Raw genomic sequence first — 13,758 nt, forward strand, 5'->3', positions numbered from 1 at the left:
ATAGGTGCCGCGTTCGGGGCCGCCGTGCCCGGGTCAGCGCCGCAGCGGCAGCGCGGCGAGTTCCGCGACCGCCCAGGTGATCGGGGCGAAGACCACCAGCAGCACCACCGCTCGGAGCGCGACGGTGGCGCGCAGGAGGCCCGCCGGGGCGCCGAGATCGAGGAGGCCCTCCCGAGTCGTGGCACGGGCGTGCTTGGCCTCCAGGGCCGAGGTGAGCAGCGCCGCGACGGTGCAGGCCACGACGAGTGCCGCGCCGAGCCCGGTCAGCGGGCCGAACGGCTGGGGGCGTTCCCCGGCGAGCGCGGAGGCCGCGATCAGGGCGGACACCACCGCGCTGACGACCCCGAGCGGACGTCCGATGCGGCGCGCGTCGTCCATCAGGGCACGCCCGGCGAGCAGCCGGACGGCCCCGGGGTGCAGGGACTGCAGAACGCGCCCGCACACGTGGGCGATGCCGGGGCCCGCCATCGCGAGGCCCACGGCGGTGAGGGTCCAGCCGGCGAGCACGCCGGCCGGTGTGCCGCCTCCGCCGCCGGTGCCCCGGCCCGCGTACGCCTCGACCGCGGCGCCCACGGCCGTCAGCGCGACGCCCCAGGGGAGTCCGCCGGGCGGGGCCTCGAAGGCCGGTTCGGGCTCGTCGTCGTCGATGCCCTCGCCCCAGACCGAACGGCGCGGGCGCAGCGCGAGCGCCGCCGCCCCGGCTCCCACGACCGGTACGAGCGCGAGGAGCAGGAGCACGGCGCCCAGGGGCAACGGCTGTCCCGCGGCGAGCAGTTCGGCGGCGTCCCCGTCGAACGGCATCCCGGTCAGATCGCCCCGCAGATGCAGGAAGAACAGCAGCGCCACCATGCTGCCGAGGGTGCAGGACACGGCCGTCGACGCCGCGGCCAGCGCGGTCAGCCGCACCGGTCCGAGACCCACGGCGGACAGCCCCTGCCGGGGCCTCGCGCCCGGGTCCGTGCGCGCCACGGCGACGGCGAACTGGACGGTCGCGGCGAGCGGCGCGAGACACCACGCCAGCCGCAGCAGTGCCGGGTCGGACGGATGCGGTCCCGCCACCGCGTAGGACAGGGTGCACAGCAGAAGGAAGCCGACTCCCGCGGAAGCCGCCGCGACCATCAGCCGGCGCAGCAGGACCAGGGGATGGGCACCGCGGGCTAGACGGAGAGCGAGCACGCGGCCCGGCCTTCCGCCTCCGTGCCGCTCGCCGGGTTCACGCGCCGGCCGTCGATCAGCGACACCGCGCGGTCGGCGAGCGTCGCGACCTCCTCGTCATGGGTGGCGAGCACGACGGTGATGCGATGCGAGCGGGCCGCGGTGGTGAGCGTACGCAGCACCTGGGCGCGGTCCGTGCTGTGCAGCGAGGCGGTCGGCTCGTCGGCGAAGAGCACCGCGGGCGTGATGGCGAGCGCGCGGGCGAGGGCGATCCGCTGCCGCTGCGACTGCAGCAGCGCGCGGGGGCGCTTGCGCGCGCAGCCGCCGATGTCGAGCCGCTCCAGCCACTCCAGGGCGGCGGTCCTGGCCTTGCGGTGCGAGGAACCGCGCAGCAGCAGCGGCAGGGCCGCGTTCTCCCAGGCGGTCAGTTCGGGCACCAGCTGGGGGTCCGGGCCGATCCAGCCGAAGCGGTCGCGCCGCAGTCGCTCGCGGACCAGCGGACCCATGGTGTGGACGGGGCTGCTGTTGAACCAGACCTCGCCCTGCTGTGCGACGAGCTGGCCCGACAGACAGCGCAGCAGGGTCGTCTTTCCGCTGCCGCGGGGGCCGTTCACGGCGAGGATCTCTCCCTCGCGCACGCCGAGGGAAACTCCGCAGAGGGCGGGCGAGCCGCGGTAGGCGTGGTTCAGGGAGCGCGCCCAGAGCACATCGTTGTCCGGCGGGACCACCATGGCGTACACCTCGGTTCAGATCCGTTGGTTCCGTTCCCCCGTACGGGCGAACGACCTCAAGGCCGATCGGTCACAGCACCGTAGGTACTCGGAGCCGGGTGTACGGACAGCACGCGGCCCGGATGCTTCCCTTCTCACTCGAAGGGGTGCACCCGGGCCGCGTAAAAGCCGACGATCGGACGGCGTGCGCCGTGTCCGCTCTGCCGTCCGCGTCTACAGCTTCGTCCAGGCCTCGCTGAGGACGGACCGCAGGATCTGCTCGATCTCGTCGAACGTCTCCTGGGTGGAGATCAGCGGCGGGGCGAGCTGGACGACCGGGTCACCGCGGTCGTCGGCGCGGCAGTACAGACCGGCGTCGAACAGCGCCTTGGAGAGGAACCCGTACAGGACGCGCTCGGTCTCCTCCTCGTTGAAGGACTCCTTGGTGTGCTTGTCCTTCACCAGCTCGATGCCGTAGAAGAAGCCGTTGCCGCGGACGTCGCCGACGATCGGCAGGTCGTGCAGCTTCTGCAGCGTCGAGAGGAACGCGCCCTCGTTGTCGAGGACGTGCTGGTTGAGCTTCTCGCGCTCGAACAGGTCGAGGTTGGCGACGCCGACGGCGGCGGAGACCGGGTGGCCGCCGAAGGTGTAGCCGTGCAGGAAGGTGTTGTCGCCCTTGTAGAACGGCTCGGCGAGCCGGTCGGAGACGATGCAGGCGCCGATCGGGGAGTAGCCCGACGTCATGCCCTTCGCGCAGGTGATCATGTCCGGCACGTAGCCGAACTTGTCGCAGGCGAACGTCTTGCCGAGGCGGCCGAAGGCGCAGATGACCTCGTCGGAGACGAGCAGCACGTCGTACTGGTCGCAGATCTCGCGGACCCGCTGGAAGTACCCGGGCGGCGGCGGGAAGCAGCCGCCGGCGTTCTGCACCGGCTCCAGGAAGACCGCGGCGACGGTGTCGGCGCCCTCGAAGAGGATCTGCTGCTCGATCTGGTCGGCGGCCCAGCGGCCGAAGGCCTCGGGGTCGTCGCCGTGCAGCGGGGCGCGGTAGATGTTGGTGTTGGGCACCTTGTGCGCACCGGGCACCAGCGGCTCGAACGGGGCCTTCAGGCCCGGCAGGCCGGTGATGGACAGGGCGCCCTGCGGGGTGCCGTGGTAGGCGACGGCACGGGAGATGACCTTGTACTTGGTCGGCTTGCCGACCAGCTTGAAGTACTGCTTGGCCAGCTTCCAGGCCGTCTCGACCGCCTCGCCGCCACCCGTGGTGAAGAAGACCTTGTTCAGGTCGCCGGGGGCTTCGTTCGCGAGACGCTCGGCCAGCTCGACGGCCATCGGGTGGGCGTACGACCACACGGGGAAGAACGCGAGCTCCTGGGCCTGCTTGGCGGCCACCTCGGCCAGTTCCCTGCGGCCGTGGCCCGCCTGGACCACGAACAGACCGGCGAGCCCGTCGAGGTAGCGCTTGCCCTTGTCGTCGTAGATGTAGGTGCCCTCACCACGCACGATGGTGGGCACGGGTGAGTTCTCGTACGACGACATGCGGGTGAAGTGCATCCACAGGTGGTCGTAGGCGGTCTTGGAGAGGTCCTTGCTCACGGCTATCGGGTTCCCCACATGTAGGTCTGCTTCTTGAGCTTGAGGTAGACGAAGCTCTCGGTGGAGCGCACGCCGGGGAGGGTGCGGATGCGCCGGTTGATCACTTCAAGCAGGTGGTCGTCGTCCTCGCAGACGATCTCCACCATAAGGTCGAACGAGCCCGCCGTCATGACGACGTACTCGCACTCCGACATGGCAGTCAGCGCGTCGGCCACCGGGTCCAGGTCGCCCTCGACGTTGATCCCGACCATCGCCTGGCGTCGCAGACCCACGGTGAGCGGGTCGGTGACGGCGACGATCTGCATCACGCCTTGATCGAGCAGCTTCTGGACGCGCTGTCGGACCGCCGCCTCGGAAAGGCCCACGGCCTTGCCTATCGCGGCGTACGGACGGCGCCCGTCCTCCTGCAGCTGTTCGATGATCGCCAGGGAGACTGCATCGATCGTCGGGGACGATCCGCTCCCGGTCCTGGAGTCCGTGCTTCGACTGGCCACGAGCACACTGTGCACCGGAGTCGTCGATCCCGCAACCCGTCCGCAATGAAATTCGTTGTTCTCGGTCCCGAATCTCACTGATTTCGAAGTCGAACGGCGTTGGGTCTGTCGAAAGCGTCGCTCGTCGGGCTAGCCTGAGCGACGTAGTGTGGGGGTGTCTCACCCATCGGACATCTGACAGGAGGGGTGGCTGTGACCACCGAACTGCGTCGTCTGCGCAATTACATCGACGGAGAGTTCCGGGACGCCGCGGACGGGCGGACCATCGAGGTGGTCAATCCGGCCACGGGAGAGGTGTACGCGACCTCGCCGCTTTCCGGTCAGGCGGACGTCGACGCCGCCATGGCCGCCGCCGCCGCGGCGTTCCCGGCCTGGCGTGACACCACGCCGGCCGAGCGCCAGAAGGTACTGCTGAAGATCGCGGACGCCTTCGAGGAGCGGGCGGAGGAGCTGATCGCGGCCGAGTCGGAGAACACGGGCAAGCCGCTGGAGCTCACCCGCACCGAAGAGATCCCGCCCATGGTCGACCAGATCCGCTTCTTCGCGGGTGCGGCCCGGATGCTCGAGGGCCGCTCGGCCGGCGAGTACATGGAGGGCATGACCTCCATCGTCCGCCGTGAGCCGGTCGGCGTCTGCGCGCAGGTCGCGCCGTGGAACTACCCGATGATGATGGCGGTGTGGAAGTTCGCGCCGGCGCTCGCCGCGGGCAACACGGTCGTGCTGAAGCCGTCGGACACCACCCCGGCCTCGACGGTCCTGATGGCCGAGATCATCGGCGCGATCGTGCCGAAGGGCGTCTTCAACGTCCTGTGCGGCGACCGCGACACGGGCCGCGCGATGGTCGAGCACCCGGTTCCCGCGATGGCCTCCATCACCGGTTCGGTACGGGCCGGCATGCAGGTCGCCGAGTCGGCCGCCAAGGACGTCAAGCGCGTGCACCTGGAGCTGGGCGGCAAGGCGCCGGTCGTCGTGTTCGAGGACACCGACATCCCGAAGGCCGTCGAGGACATCTCGGTCGCGGGCTTCTTCAACGCCGGCCAGGACTGTACGGCCGCGACCCGGGTGCTCGTGCACGAGTCCATCCACGACGAGTTCGTCAGCGCGCTGACGAAGGCCGCCGCCGACACGAAGACCGGCCGGCCGGACGACGAGGACGTGCTCTACGGTCCGCTGAACAACGCCAACCAGCTGAAGCAGGTCTCCGGCTTCATCGACCGGCTGCCCGCCCACGCGAAGGTCGAGACCGGCGGTCACCGGGTCGGTGACAAGGGCTACTTCTACGCCCCGACGGTCGTGTCCGGCCTCAAGCAGGACGACGAGATCATCCAGAACGAGGTCTTCGGCCCCGTCATCACGGTCCAGTCCTTCCGCGACGAGGACCAGGCGCTCGAGTACGCCAACGGCGTGGAGTACGCGCTCGCTTCGTCGGTGTGGACGAAGGACCACGCGCGGGCGATGCGCATGTCGAAGTCCCTGGACTTCGGCTGCGTGTGGATCAACACCCACATCCCGCTGGTGGCGGAGATGCCGCACGGCGGCTTCAAGAAGTCGGGCTATGGCAAGGACCTGTCGGCGTACGGCTTCGACGACTACACGCGCATCAAGCACGTGATGACGTCCCTGGACGCGTAACGCCTCCGGCGGCGTGCGGAACCGAAGGGCGGGCCTGCGGGCCCGCCCTTCGGGCTGTTCAGCGCCGTCCGCCTTCGCCGGAAGGAGGTTCGCCCGGACCCCGGCGTGGGCTCGGGCCCCGTCCTCGATGGGCGGACGGAGCCGGAGGATCCAGCCGTCCGGCGGGATCCGGGCGGGCGGAGCCCTCGTGTCGGCTGCGCCGGCTTTCCCCAACGCCCCCGCGGGCGTAGGAGGAGTTGGAGGTGCGGGCTTCAGGTGGCGGCCACCGCGGAGGCGATCAGGTCCGCCGCGGGCGTCACCCGGCGCCGGCCGCGCCGGAGTCAGGGCAACGGCGTCATGTGCAGGGCCAGCAGGAGGCGCCAGACCTGCTCCGCCATGGACTCCGGCGTCGCGGGGACGCGGTCGTGCAGCCAGTCACCGAGGACGCCCGTGAAGGTGGCGGCCACCGCGGAGGCGATGAGGTCCGGCGCGGGAGCGCCCGCCAGTTCACGCTCACGGTGGCTGCGGGCGCGGAGTTCGCGGTGCAGGAGAACGCCGAGCGGCCCACCGCCGCCCTCACGGAGCAGCGTGCGGTAGAGCGCGGCGTGCGCGACGATCCCCGTGAAGAACTCCGTCAGCGCGGCGGGCGGAGCGGCCGGGTCGGGCACCCCGCGCCAGGCGTGCAGCGCCTCCACCGCGTCCCGGACGATCTCGGCGCAGGCGTCCACCGCGAGCGCGTCCAGGTCCGGGTAGTGCAGATAGAACGTGGCGCGGCCCAGGCCCGCCCGGCGGACCAGGCCCGCGACGCTGACCTCCGCCAGCGGCCGCTCGGCGCACTCCTCCAGCAGGGCCCGCCGCAGCCGGTCCCGGGTGCGCTCGGCCCGTGGGTCCCCGCTCATCCCGCCACCAGCACCGCGGCCAGCGCCAGCGCGCCCGGCAGGGCCTGGGCCACGTAGATGCGCCGGTTCGCGGTGGCGCCGCCGTACAGCCCGGCGATCACTACGCACACGAGGAAGAACACCTGCACCCGGTGGCCCGTCGGGTCCGCGGCGATCAGGCCCCAGATCAGGCCGGCGGCGAGAAAGCCGTTGTAGAGCCCCTGGTTGGCGGCCAGCGGCGCCGTCGCGTGAGCGGTCTCCGCGTCGAAGCCCGACAGTGCCCGTCCCGGTGGCCGCTCCCACAGGAACATCTCCAGCACCAGGAAGTAGACGTGCAGCGCGGCCACCAGAGCGACCAGGACGTGAGCGGTGACGGTCACGGAAGACCCTTCCCTCGATGATGGATCCATCAGTTCATGGACACTCGTCCAGGAAGTATAGACAGATGCCCATGATCGACAGGGTGTCGGTGCCGCGGGCTCCCGCTCGACGCACCGTCCATTGCCGCGCGCACCGGTCGCCCCGAGAGTCTCTGGAGCCTCATGGAGTCCGTCGACGTACGCGAATTCGCCGTCGCCGTGGGTGCCATGGCCACGATCGTCGGTGCCGCGGCCGTCGCCGGGCACCGGTCCGGCGGCCGCTCCGGCTTCTACCAGGGCGCGCTCGGCGGATTCGGGCTCCACGGCCTCGTCCATCTCGGCCAGGCCGCCGCCTTCCGCGGCTACACCCCCGGCTCCGCCACCTCGGCGCTGCTCGTGGTGCCCTTCACCCTGTGGGCGCGGGGGCGGCTGCGGCGTGCGGGCGTGCTGCGGCCCACTCGGCCGCGCGATGTGCTGACCGGGCTGGCGACGGCCGCGGCCGCCACCGTCGTCTCTCACGCGGTGGCCAGGGGACTCACCGGAGCCCCCCGTTTTTGAACACGTTCATGAGGGGGCGTACGCTGCGGACATGAGCGAGCGAAGAGCGCTTCTGCGCCGCATACGCGTGTGGTTGGCCGTCTTCATCGTCTGCCTCGTCCTGAGCGGACTGACGGCCTTCCCCCTCGTCACCGAGCTGCACCTCGCCCAGGACGCCCTGTCGTCCTGGGCCTCCCCGGTCGCCGATGCCTTCCCCGGCCTGCAGACGTGGATCGACCGGGTCCGCACCGGCCTGGACGTCGCCGACAAGCAGTACGCCTTCCTGCTGTACGGCACCGACTGGCTGGCCTTCGCCCACCTCGTCATCGCCGTGGCCTTCTACGGCCCCTACCGCGATCCCGTACGCAACATCTGGGTCATCGAGTTCGGCATGATCGCCTGCGCCGGGATCATCCCGCTGGCCCTGGTCTGCGGCCCGATCCGCGGGATCCCGTTCTGGTGGACCGTCATCGACATGTCCTTCGGCGTCTTCGGAGTGATCCCGCTCCTCGTCCTGCACCGCATGACCAAGCGGCTGGAGAGGCTGACGACCGGACCGGCTGGGGAAACGGCAACGGCTACGGAGACGGCACCTCCGGCGCAGGCGGCGGCACCGACCGCCGCCGCCTGAGGCCTTGCCCCCGTGTCCACGTCAGCGCTTGCGGCCCACCGCGCCGAACTGCGCCACCTCCACGGTCGTCGCGCCCCCGTCGCGCCAGCGGGCGCAGGACACGATGCCCGGCTCCAGCACGTCGAGCCCGGCGAGGAAGCCCGCGAACTCGGTGCGGGTGCGGGCCGTGATCGGCGGGGTCGCGTTCTCGTTCCAGAACGCCATCGCCTCCGCGTTGCCCTCGCCGCCCAGCTCCAGCGTGGGGTGCGTGAGCACGAGATAACTCCCGGACGGGACCGCGTCCATGATGCGGTGGACGATCGAGGTGGCCGCGTCCGTGTCGAGGATGAAGTTGAGGATCCCCAGCATCATGACCGCGACCGGCCGCGACAGATCGAGCGTCGGCTCGACGGCCCGCAGGATGTCCGCGGGGCGGTGCGCGTCCGCGTCGATGTACTCGGTGCGGCCCTCGGGGGTGCTGGTCAGCAGGGCGCGGGCGTGGGTCAGCACGATCGGGTCGTTGTCGACGTACACGACCCGCGACTCGGGGGCGATGCGCTGGGCGACCTCGTGGGTGTTGTCGACGGTCGGCAGGCCGGTGCCGATGTCGAGGAACTGGCGCACACCGTCCTCACCGGCGAGAAGGGAGACGACCCGCCCCAGGAACGCCCGGTCCGCGCGGGCGACTTGACCGATGCTCGGGTACATCCCGGTGACCTGGTCACCCACCTGCCGGTCGATCAGGTAGTTGTCCTTGCCACCCAGCCAGTAGTTCCAGACCCGGGCGTTGTGCGCGATGTCGGTACGGATCCTGTCCTGGCCGGTGTCCTCGGACTGCGTCACGATGTGCGTCCCTTCCCTGTCCCGGATCCGCGCAGTACACGGACGAGCGCGTCCACGCGGTTCGTGGTGATCGAGTCGACTCCGCGACCCACGAGCCGGCGCATCGTCCCACGAGTGTCGGCGGTCCAGACAGAGAGCAGATAACCGTCCCCGTGAATCCGGTCCGCCAGCTCCCTGCTCACCAGCCCGAAGCGGTAGTTGAGCCAGCGCGGCCGCAGCGCGCCGAGCAGGACCGGACGGGGAGGGGCGAGCGTCGACCAGGTCAGGGCGATCTCCGCGTGCGGATCGGCGTCGCGTACGGCGAACATCCCGACCGGACCGCCCGTGTAGTAGACCCGCTCGCCCGCGCCGCATTCACGGACGGTGTCGACGATCGCACGGACCGCCGCCTCGTCGGCGCCGGGCAGATCGAGCATCAGCCGGTGGCTGCCGACCGAGATCAGTGCCTCGCGCAGGGTCGGCACCGCGCCGTACGTCAGCTCGGTGAGCTGCCCGTGGGTGAGCCGGGCCAGCGGACGGTCGTGCCCCCACAGTCGTTTGAGCGTGTCGTCGTGCAGCAGTACGGGCACACCGTCGCGCGTGAGGCGGACATCCACCTCGACGGCGTCCGCGCCCCGCTCGATCGCGGCCCGCAGCGACGGCAGTGTGTTCTCCCGCGCGACATACGGGTCGCCACGATGTCCTACGACGGTGACAGTGCGCATGCGACACCCCTCACTTCGTCAGTTCGCCGGCCGGCGCTCCGTGTACGCGTCGATCTCGGCGGCGATCCGCGCCTTTCCGGCCGCGTCGAGGAAGGACGCCTCCACGGCGTTCTTGGCGAGCGCGGCGACGCCCCGCTCGTCCAGTTGCAGCAGCCGGGCGGCGACCGCGTACTCGTTGTTGAGGTCGGTCCCGAACATCGGCGGGTCGTCGCTGTTGACGGTCACCAGCACACCGGCATCCACCATCTCCTTGATGGGGTGCTCGTCGAGCGTGGCGACGGCGCGGGTGGCGATGTTGGAGGTCGGGCAGACCTCCAACGGGATGCGGTGCTCGGCGAGATGGGCCAGCAGCTTCGGGTCCTTCGTGGAGCTGGTGCCGTGGCCGATGCGCTCGGCCCGCAGGTCGTTCAGCGCGTCCCAGACGGTTTCCGGGCCCGTCGTCTCGCCGGCGTGCGGCACGGACCGGAGACCGGCGGCGATGGCCCGGTCGAAGTACGGCTTGAACTGCGGCCGGGGCACACCGATCTCGGGCCCGCCGAGACCGAAAGAGACCAGGCCCTCCGGGCGCAGATCGACGGCGAGCCGCGCCGTCTCCTCGGCCGCGTCGAGTCCCGCCTCGCCCGGGATGTCGAAGCACCAGCGCAGGATCACGTCCAGCTCGGTCTCGGCGGCCTTGCGGGCGTCCTCGATCGCCTCCATGAAGCCCTGCTCGGGGATGCCGCGACGGGTCGAGCTGAAGGGGGTGACGGTCAGCTCGGCGTACCGGATGTTCTGCCGGGCCATGTCCCGGGCGACCTCGAAGGTGAGCAGCCGGACGTCGTCGGGGGTGCGGACGAGATCGACGACCGAGAGATAGACCTCGATGAAGTGCGTGAAGTCGGTGAAGGTGAAGTAGTCGGCGAGGGCCTCCAGGTCGGTGGGGACCTTGGAGTCCGGGTGCCGGGCGGCGAGCTCGGACACGATGCGCGGTGAGGCGGAGCCGACGTGGTGGACGTGCAGCTCGGCCTTGGGCAGGCCCGCGATGAAGGGAAGCAGATCGGTCACCGGGTCCTCCGTGTGCTCAGCCGTACCGGTCAGGGATCATCGTAGGCGGGGCGGGTGACGCGCGGAGCGGCGCCCGTAGCATGACAAGTCCACGATGGGGGAGGCCCATGTCAGACCAGAGCGACCAGCGGCCCGGTGAGAACGGGCCGGCGGATCCCTGGGCTCCGCCGGAGCACCGGGCGCCGCAGGACAAGGTGGAACTCGGCAAGGCCACGCCCGGCGGCCGCCCGCCGGGCGTCCACGACCAGCCGACGGTGACCTCGATGCCGGCGGCGGGAGACCCCTTCGCCGCCCCCGGTACCGGTGCGGACACCGGCTCCGGACCCGCGCCCGGTGCCGTGCCGCCGCCCCCGACGGCTCCGGGCGGACCCGCGCAGACGGTGCCCGGTCCCTACGGCTACCCGGCCGCCGCGCCCGGTGCGCCGCAGGGCCCCGCCTCGTACGGCGGCCACCCCGGCCACCCCGGATACCCGGGCTACCCCGGCTACGGCCAGGGAGGCTGGGTACAGGCCCCGGCGAACGGCATGGGCATCACCGCGCTGGTGCTCGGCATCATCGCCGTGGTCGGTTTCTGTATGTACGGCCTCGGGATCATCCTCGGCGTCCTCGCGCTGATCTTCGGTTTCCTGGGACGCGCCCGCGCCCGGCGCGGTGAGGCGAACAACGGTGGCATGGCGCTGGCCGGGATCATCCTGGGCGCCATCGGCATCGTGATCAGCGCGGCGTTCCTCGGCTTCCTGATCTGGGCGATCACCCATGACCCGGATTTCACCGACAGCTCGGACGAGGACCCCTGGGAGACGACGCTGACCGTGGCCACGGCCACGCGTTAGCCCCTGCCCGGCGGATCCCGCCGGGCCCGTGACGGGTATCCGGGCGGCCCCCCGCGCCGCCCGGCCCCCGCCCCCGCCGTGGCCGCGCCGTCAGGCGCCGGACGGGCCGGCGGTCACCTGCCCGAGACGCTGCCGCGCCTCCATCAGCGCGAAGCCCAGCAGATTCAGCCCGCGCCACCGCGCCGGGTCATGAGCACGCTCGTCGTCCGCCGCGAGGCCGATGCCCCAGATCCGGTCCATGGGGCTTGCCTCCACCAGCACGCGGTCGCCCGTGGCCAGCAGGAACGCGCGCAGATCCGCATGCTGCGAAAACTTGTGCACACTGCCCTCGACGACGATCGCGAACCGCTCGCGCTCCCATATCTCGGCGCTGAAGCCGCGCACCAGCCGGCCCGCCTTCTTCGCGAGCGCCGGATTCGCCGCTTCCACGGCCATGCGCTCCGCGTCCCGGTCACCGAAGACGCGGGCCTTCCCGGCCATCATCCAGTGCTCGGCGGTCGCATACTCGATTCCGTCCACCGTGAACGGCGACGGCCACCACTGGCTCAGACAGCCGGCACCGACGGCGCCGTCGGGCCGCGGCCTGTGCCCCCAGAAATGCAGATACCTGACCCGCTCGCCATTCTCGACCCGCTCGATCAGAGCCTCGGCCGATGCCTCGATCATCCCCATGCACGCGAGTCTGGCAGCCACCACTGACAGTTCGTACGGGGATGCTCGCCCCGACCCGACACATGGTCGACCGAATCCGTCGCGTAACCAAAAGGCAACTACGGAATCACTTGTTGACGAAGTTGGCCTCTGTCAGGATCGGCACTCACTTCGATCTGGAACAACGGAGAGCGTCATGGGCAACCGCTTCCAGGTGCATGACCGTTTCAAGAACGGCGCACAGTACATCGACGGACAGGTGCGCCCCGGCACATCAGGACGTAACCACGCAATCGTAGACCCGGCCACCGGGGAGCGGGTCCTCGAGTACGAGCTGGCCGGCCCCGACGACGTGGACGCCGCCGTCGCCGCGGCGCGCGACGCGTTCCCGGGCTGGGCGGGTGCCACACCCGGCGAACGCTCCGACGCCCTGCACCGCTTCGCGTCCGTACTCGCCGAGCAGGCCGAGGACTTCGCCCAGGCCGAGTCGCTGCAGTGCGGAAAGCCGATCAAGCTCACCCGGGAGTTCGACGTCCCCGGCACCGTCGACAACACCGCGTTCTTCGCCGGAGCCGCCCGCCATCTGCAGGGCCAGTCCGCGGGTGAGTACAGCGGGGACCACACCTCGTACGTACGCCGGGAGCCGATCGGCGTCGTCGGATCCATCGCGCCCTGGAACTATCCGCTCCAGATGGCCGCCTGGAAGGTCCTCCCGGCCATCGCCGCGGGCAACACCATCGTCCTCAAGCCCGCCGAGATCACCCCGCTGACCTCGCTGATGTTCGCCCAGGCGGCGACGGAGGCCGGCATCCCCGCCGGTGTCGTCAACATCGTCACCGGCGCCGGCAAGGACGCGGGCGAACACCTCGTCGGGCACCCGGACGTCGCCATGACCTCGTTCACCGGCTCGACCCCGGTCGGCAGGCGCGTCGCGGAGATCGCCACCGCCACCGTCAAACGGCTGCACCTCGAACTCGGCGGCAAGGCCCCCTTCGTCGTCTTCGACGACGCCGATCTCGACGCCGCCGTGCAGGGCGCGGTCGCCGGCTCACTGATCAACACGGGCCAGGACTGCACCGCCGCCACCCGCGCCTACGTCCAGCGTCCGCTCTACGACGCCTTCGTCGCCGGGGTCGCCGACCTGATGGCGACCGTACGCCTCGGCGACCCCTTCGACCCGTCCACCGACCTCGGCCCGCTGGTCTCGCACACCCAGCGCGACCGGGTCGCCGGCTTCGTCGACCGGGCCCGTTCGTACGCCACCGTCGTGACCGGCGGCAAGGCACCCGGCGGGGCCCTGGAGCAGGGCGCCTACTATCTGCCGACCCTGATCGCCGGGGCCGCACAGGACAGCGAGGTCGTCCAGTCCGAGATCTTCGGGCCCGTCCTGGTCGTCGTGCCCTTCGACTCCGACGACGAGGGCATCGCCCTCGCCAACGACACCCCGTACGGTCTCGCCGCCTCCGCCTGGAGCCGGGACGTGTACCGCGCGGGGCGCGCCACCCGTGAGATCAAGGCGGGCTGCGTGTGGGTCAACGACCACATCCCGATCATCAGCGAGATGCCTCACGGCGGCTACAAGGCGAGCGGGTTCGGAAAGGACATGTCGGCCTATTCCTTCGAGGAGTACACGCAGGTCAAGCATGTGATGTACGACAACACGGCGGCGGTCAGGAAGGACTGGCACCGCACGATCTTCGGGGACCGGCTGTAACACCCGGCTGAGGCCGCGT

Annotated in this window: 14 protein-coding genes and 1 pseudogene; 5 read left to right on the plus strand and 10 right to left on the minus strand. The window is 70.9% G+C overall.

Annotation, left to right across the window (positions count from 1 at the left end; all coding sequences use genetic code 11):
• Window positions 1–33: 33 nt before the first annotated feature.
• From OG766_RS25855 to OG766_RS25870, 4 genes are all read right to left on the minus strand, one after another.
• Entirely contained in the window at window positions 34–1,176 is a 1,143-nt protein-coding gene (locus OG766_RS25855) for a hypothetical protein (protein ID WP_328726297.1), read from the minus strand.
• Entirely contained in the window at window positions 1,158–1,886 is a 729-nt protein-coding gene (locus OG766_RS25860; protein ID WP_266383908.1) for an ABC transporter ATP-binding protein, read from the minus strand. Before OG766_RS25860 ends, OG766_RS25855 begins: the two co-directional genes overlap by 19 nt.
• Before the next feature lie 213 nt (window positions 1,887–2,099).
• A complete protein-coding gene (locus OG766_RS25865; protein WP_266383911.1) occupies window positions 2,100–3,479 on the minus strand; it encodes an aspartate aminotransferase family protein in 1,380 nt (459 codons plus the stop codon).
• Entirely contained in the window at window positions 3,464–3,955 is a 492-nt protein-coding gene (locus OG766_RS25870) for an Lrp/AsnC family transcriptional regulator (protein WP_262007703.1), read from the minus strand. The genes OG766_RS25865 and OG766_RS25870 overlap by 16 nt, the downstream gene beginning before the upstream one ends.
• Window positions 3,956–4,147: 192 nt before the next feature.
• On the opposite strand from OG766_RS25870, the gene OG766_RS25875 reads away from it, so the two are divergent.
• Entirely contained in the window at window positions 4,148–5,587 is a 1,440-nt protein-coding gene (locus OG766_RS25875; protein ID WP_266383913.1) for a gamma-aminobutyraldehyde dehydrogenase, read from the plus strand.
• Between the two features lie 320 nt (window positions 5,588–5,907).
• On the opposite strand, the gene OG766_RS25880 is transcribed toward OG766_RS25875, so the two are convergent.
• The gene (locus OG766_RS25880; RefSeq protein WP_266383916.1) at window positions 5,908–6,465 is read right to left on the minus strand and encodes a TetR/AcrR family transcriptional regulator; all 558 of its coding nucleotides are present in this window, start codon (window positions 6,463–6,465) and stop codon (window positions 5,908–5,910) included.
• Window positions 6,462–6,824: a DUF1304 domain-containing protein gene (locus tag OG766_RS25885; protein WP_266383919.1), complete on the minus strand. Its 363-nt coding sequence runs from the start codon at window positions 6,822–6,824 to the stop codon at window positions 6,462–6,464. The genes OG766_RS25880 and OG766_RS25885 overlap by 4 nt, the downstream gene beginning before the upstream one ends.
• A 135-nt stretch (window positions 6,825–6,959) precedes the next feature.
• On the opposite strand from OG766_RS25885, the pseudogene OG766_RS25890 reads away from it, so the two are divergent.
• Together OG766_RS25890 and OG766_RS25895 are read left to right on the plus strand one after the other, a co-directional pair.
• Window positions 6,960–7,361, plus strand: a pseudogene (locus tag OG766_RS25890) (HXXEE domain-containing protein); the annotation flags it as partial.
• 31 nt (window positions 7,362–7,392) lie between these two features.
• Complete coding sequence (locus OG766_RS25895; protein WP_328726298.1) at window positions 7,393–7,971, plus strand: hypothetical protein; 579 nt, start codon at window positions 7,393–7,395, stop codon at window positions 7,969–7,971.
• Window positions 7,972–7,992: 21 nt separating this feature from the next.
• Here OG766_RS25895 and OG766_RS25900 read toward each other — a convergent pair whose 3' ends face one another.
• The 3 genes from OG766_RS25900 to OG766_RS25910 are packed head-to-tail and all read right to left on the minus strand — an operon-like array spanning window position 7,993 to window position 10,541.
• Window positions 7,993–8,793 carry an SAM-dependent methyltransferase gene (locus OG766_RS25900; protein WP_266383928.1) on the minus strand — a complete coding sequence of 267 codons (801 nt, stop codon included), beginning with the start codon at window positions 8,791–8,793 and terminating at the stop codon, window positions 7,993–7,995.
• The gene (locus OG766_RS25905; RefSeq protein WP_328726299.1) at window positions 8,790–9,497 is read right to left on the minus strand and encodes a glycerophosphodiester phosphodiesterase; all 708 of its coding nucleotides are present in this window, start codon (window positions 9,495–9,497) and stop codon (window positions 8,790–8,792) included. The genes OG766_RS25900 and OG766_RS25905 overlap by 4 nt, the downstream gene beginning before the upstream one ends.
• A gap of 18 nt (window positions 9,498–9,515) precedes the next feature.
• Window positions 9,516–10,541, minus strand: a complete 1,026-nt coding sequence (locus tag OG766_RS25910; protein ID WP_328726300.1) for an adenosine deaminase — start codon at window positions 10,539–10,541, stop codon at window positions 9,516–9,518.
• Between the two features lie 107 nt (window positions 10,542–10,648).
• Between OG766_RS25910 and OG766_RS25915 the strand changes: the two genes are divergently transcribed.
• Window positions 10,649–11,374 carry a DUF4190 domain-containing protein gene (locus tag OG766_RS25915; RefSeq protein WP_266383934.1) on the plus strand — a complete coding sequence of 242 codons (726 nt, stop codon included), beginning with the start codon at window positions 10,649–10,651 and terminating at the stop codon, window positions 11,372–11,374.
• A 90-nt stretch (window positions 11,375–11,464) separates the two neighbouring features.
• On the opposite strand, the gene OG766_RS25920 is transcribed toward OG766_RS25915, so the two are convergent.
• Window positions 11,465–12,046 carry an NADAR family protein gene (locus OG766_RS25920; RefSeq protein WP_266383936.1) on the minus strand — a complete coding sequence of 194 codons (582 nt, stop codon included), beginning with the start codon at window positions 12,044–12,046 and terminating at the stop codon, window positions 11,465–11,467.
• Between the two features lie 175 nt (window positions 12,047–12,221).
• Here OG766_RS25920 and OG766_RS25925 point away from each other — a divergent pair, with 175 nt between their 5' ends.
• On the plus strand, window positions 12,222–13,739 hold the full coding sequence (locus OG766_RS25925) for a gamma-aminobutyraldehyde dehydrogenase (protein WP_328726301.1): 1,518 nt from the start codon (window positions 12,222–12,224) through the stop codon (window positions 13,737–13,739).
• Window positions 13,740–13,758 lie beyond the last annotated feature (19 nt).

The organism is Streptomyces sp. NBC_00259 (assembly GCF_036181745.1).
In the GTDB taxonomy this organism is placed as follows: domain Bacteria; phylum Actinomycetota; class Actinomycetes; order Streptomycetales; family Streptomycetaceae; genus Streptomyces; species Streptomyces pratisoli.

Bases quoted from the DNA above. Each gene is read 5' to 3' on its own strand.
- OG766_RS25860 (WP_266383908.1), bottom strand. From the start codon at position 1,886: ATGGTGGTCCCGCCGGACAACGATGTGCTCTGGGCGCGCTCCCTGAAC.
- OG766_RS25880 (WP_266383916.1), bottom strand. From the start codon at position 6,465: ATGAGCGGGGACCCACGGGCCGAGCGCACCCGGGACCGGCTGCGGCGG.
- OG766_RS25895 (WP_328726298.1), top strand. From the start codon at position 7,393: ATGAGCGAGCGAAGAGCGCTTCTGCGCCGCATACGCGTGTGGTTGGCC.
- OG766_RS25905 (WP_328726299.1), bottom strand. From the start codon at position 9,497: ATGCGCACTGTCACCGTCGTAGGACATCGTGGCGACCCGTATGTCGCG.
- OG766_RS25915 (WP_266383934.1), top strand. From the start codon at position 10,649: ATGTCAGACCAGAGCGACCAGCGGCCCGGTGAGAACGGGCCGGCGGAT.
- OG766_RS25920 (WP_266383936.1), bottom strand. From the start codon at position 12,046: ATGGGGATGATCGAGGCATCGGCCGAGGCTCTGATCGAGCGGGTCGAG.
- OG766_RS25925 (WP_328726301.1), top strand. From the start codon at position 12,222: ATGGGCAACCGCTTCCAGGTGCATGACCGTTTCAAGAACGGCGCACAG.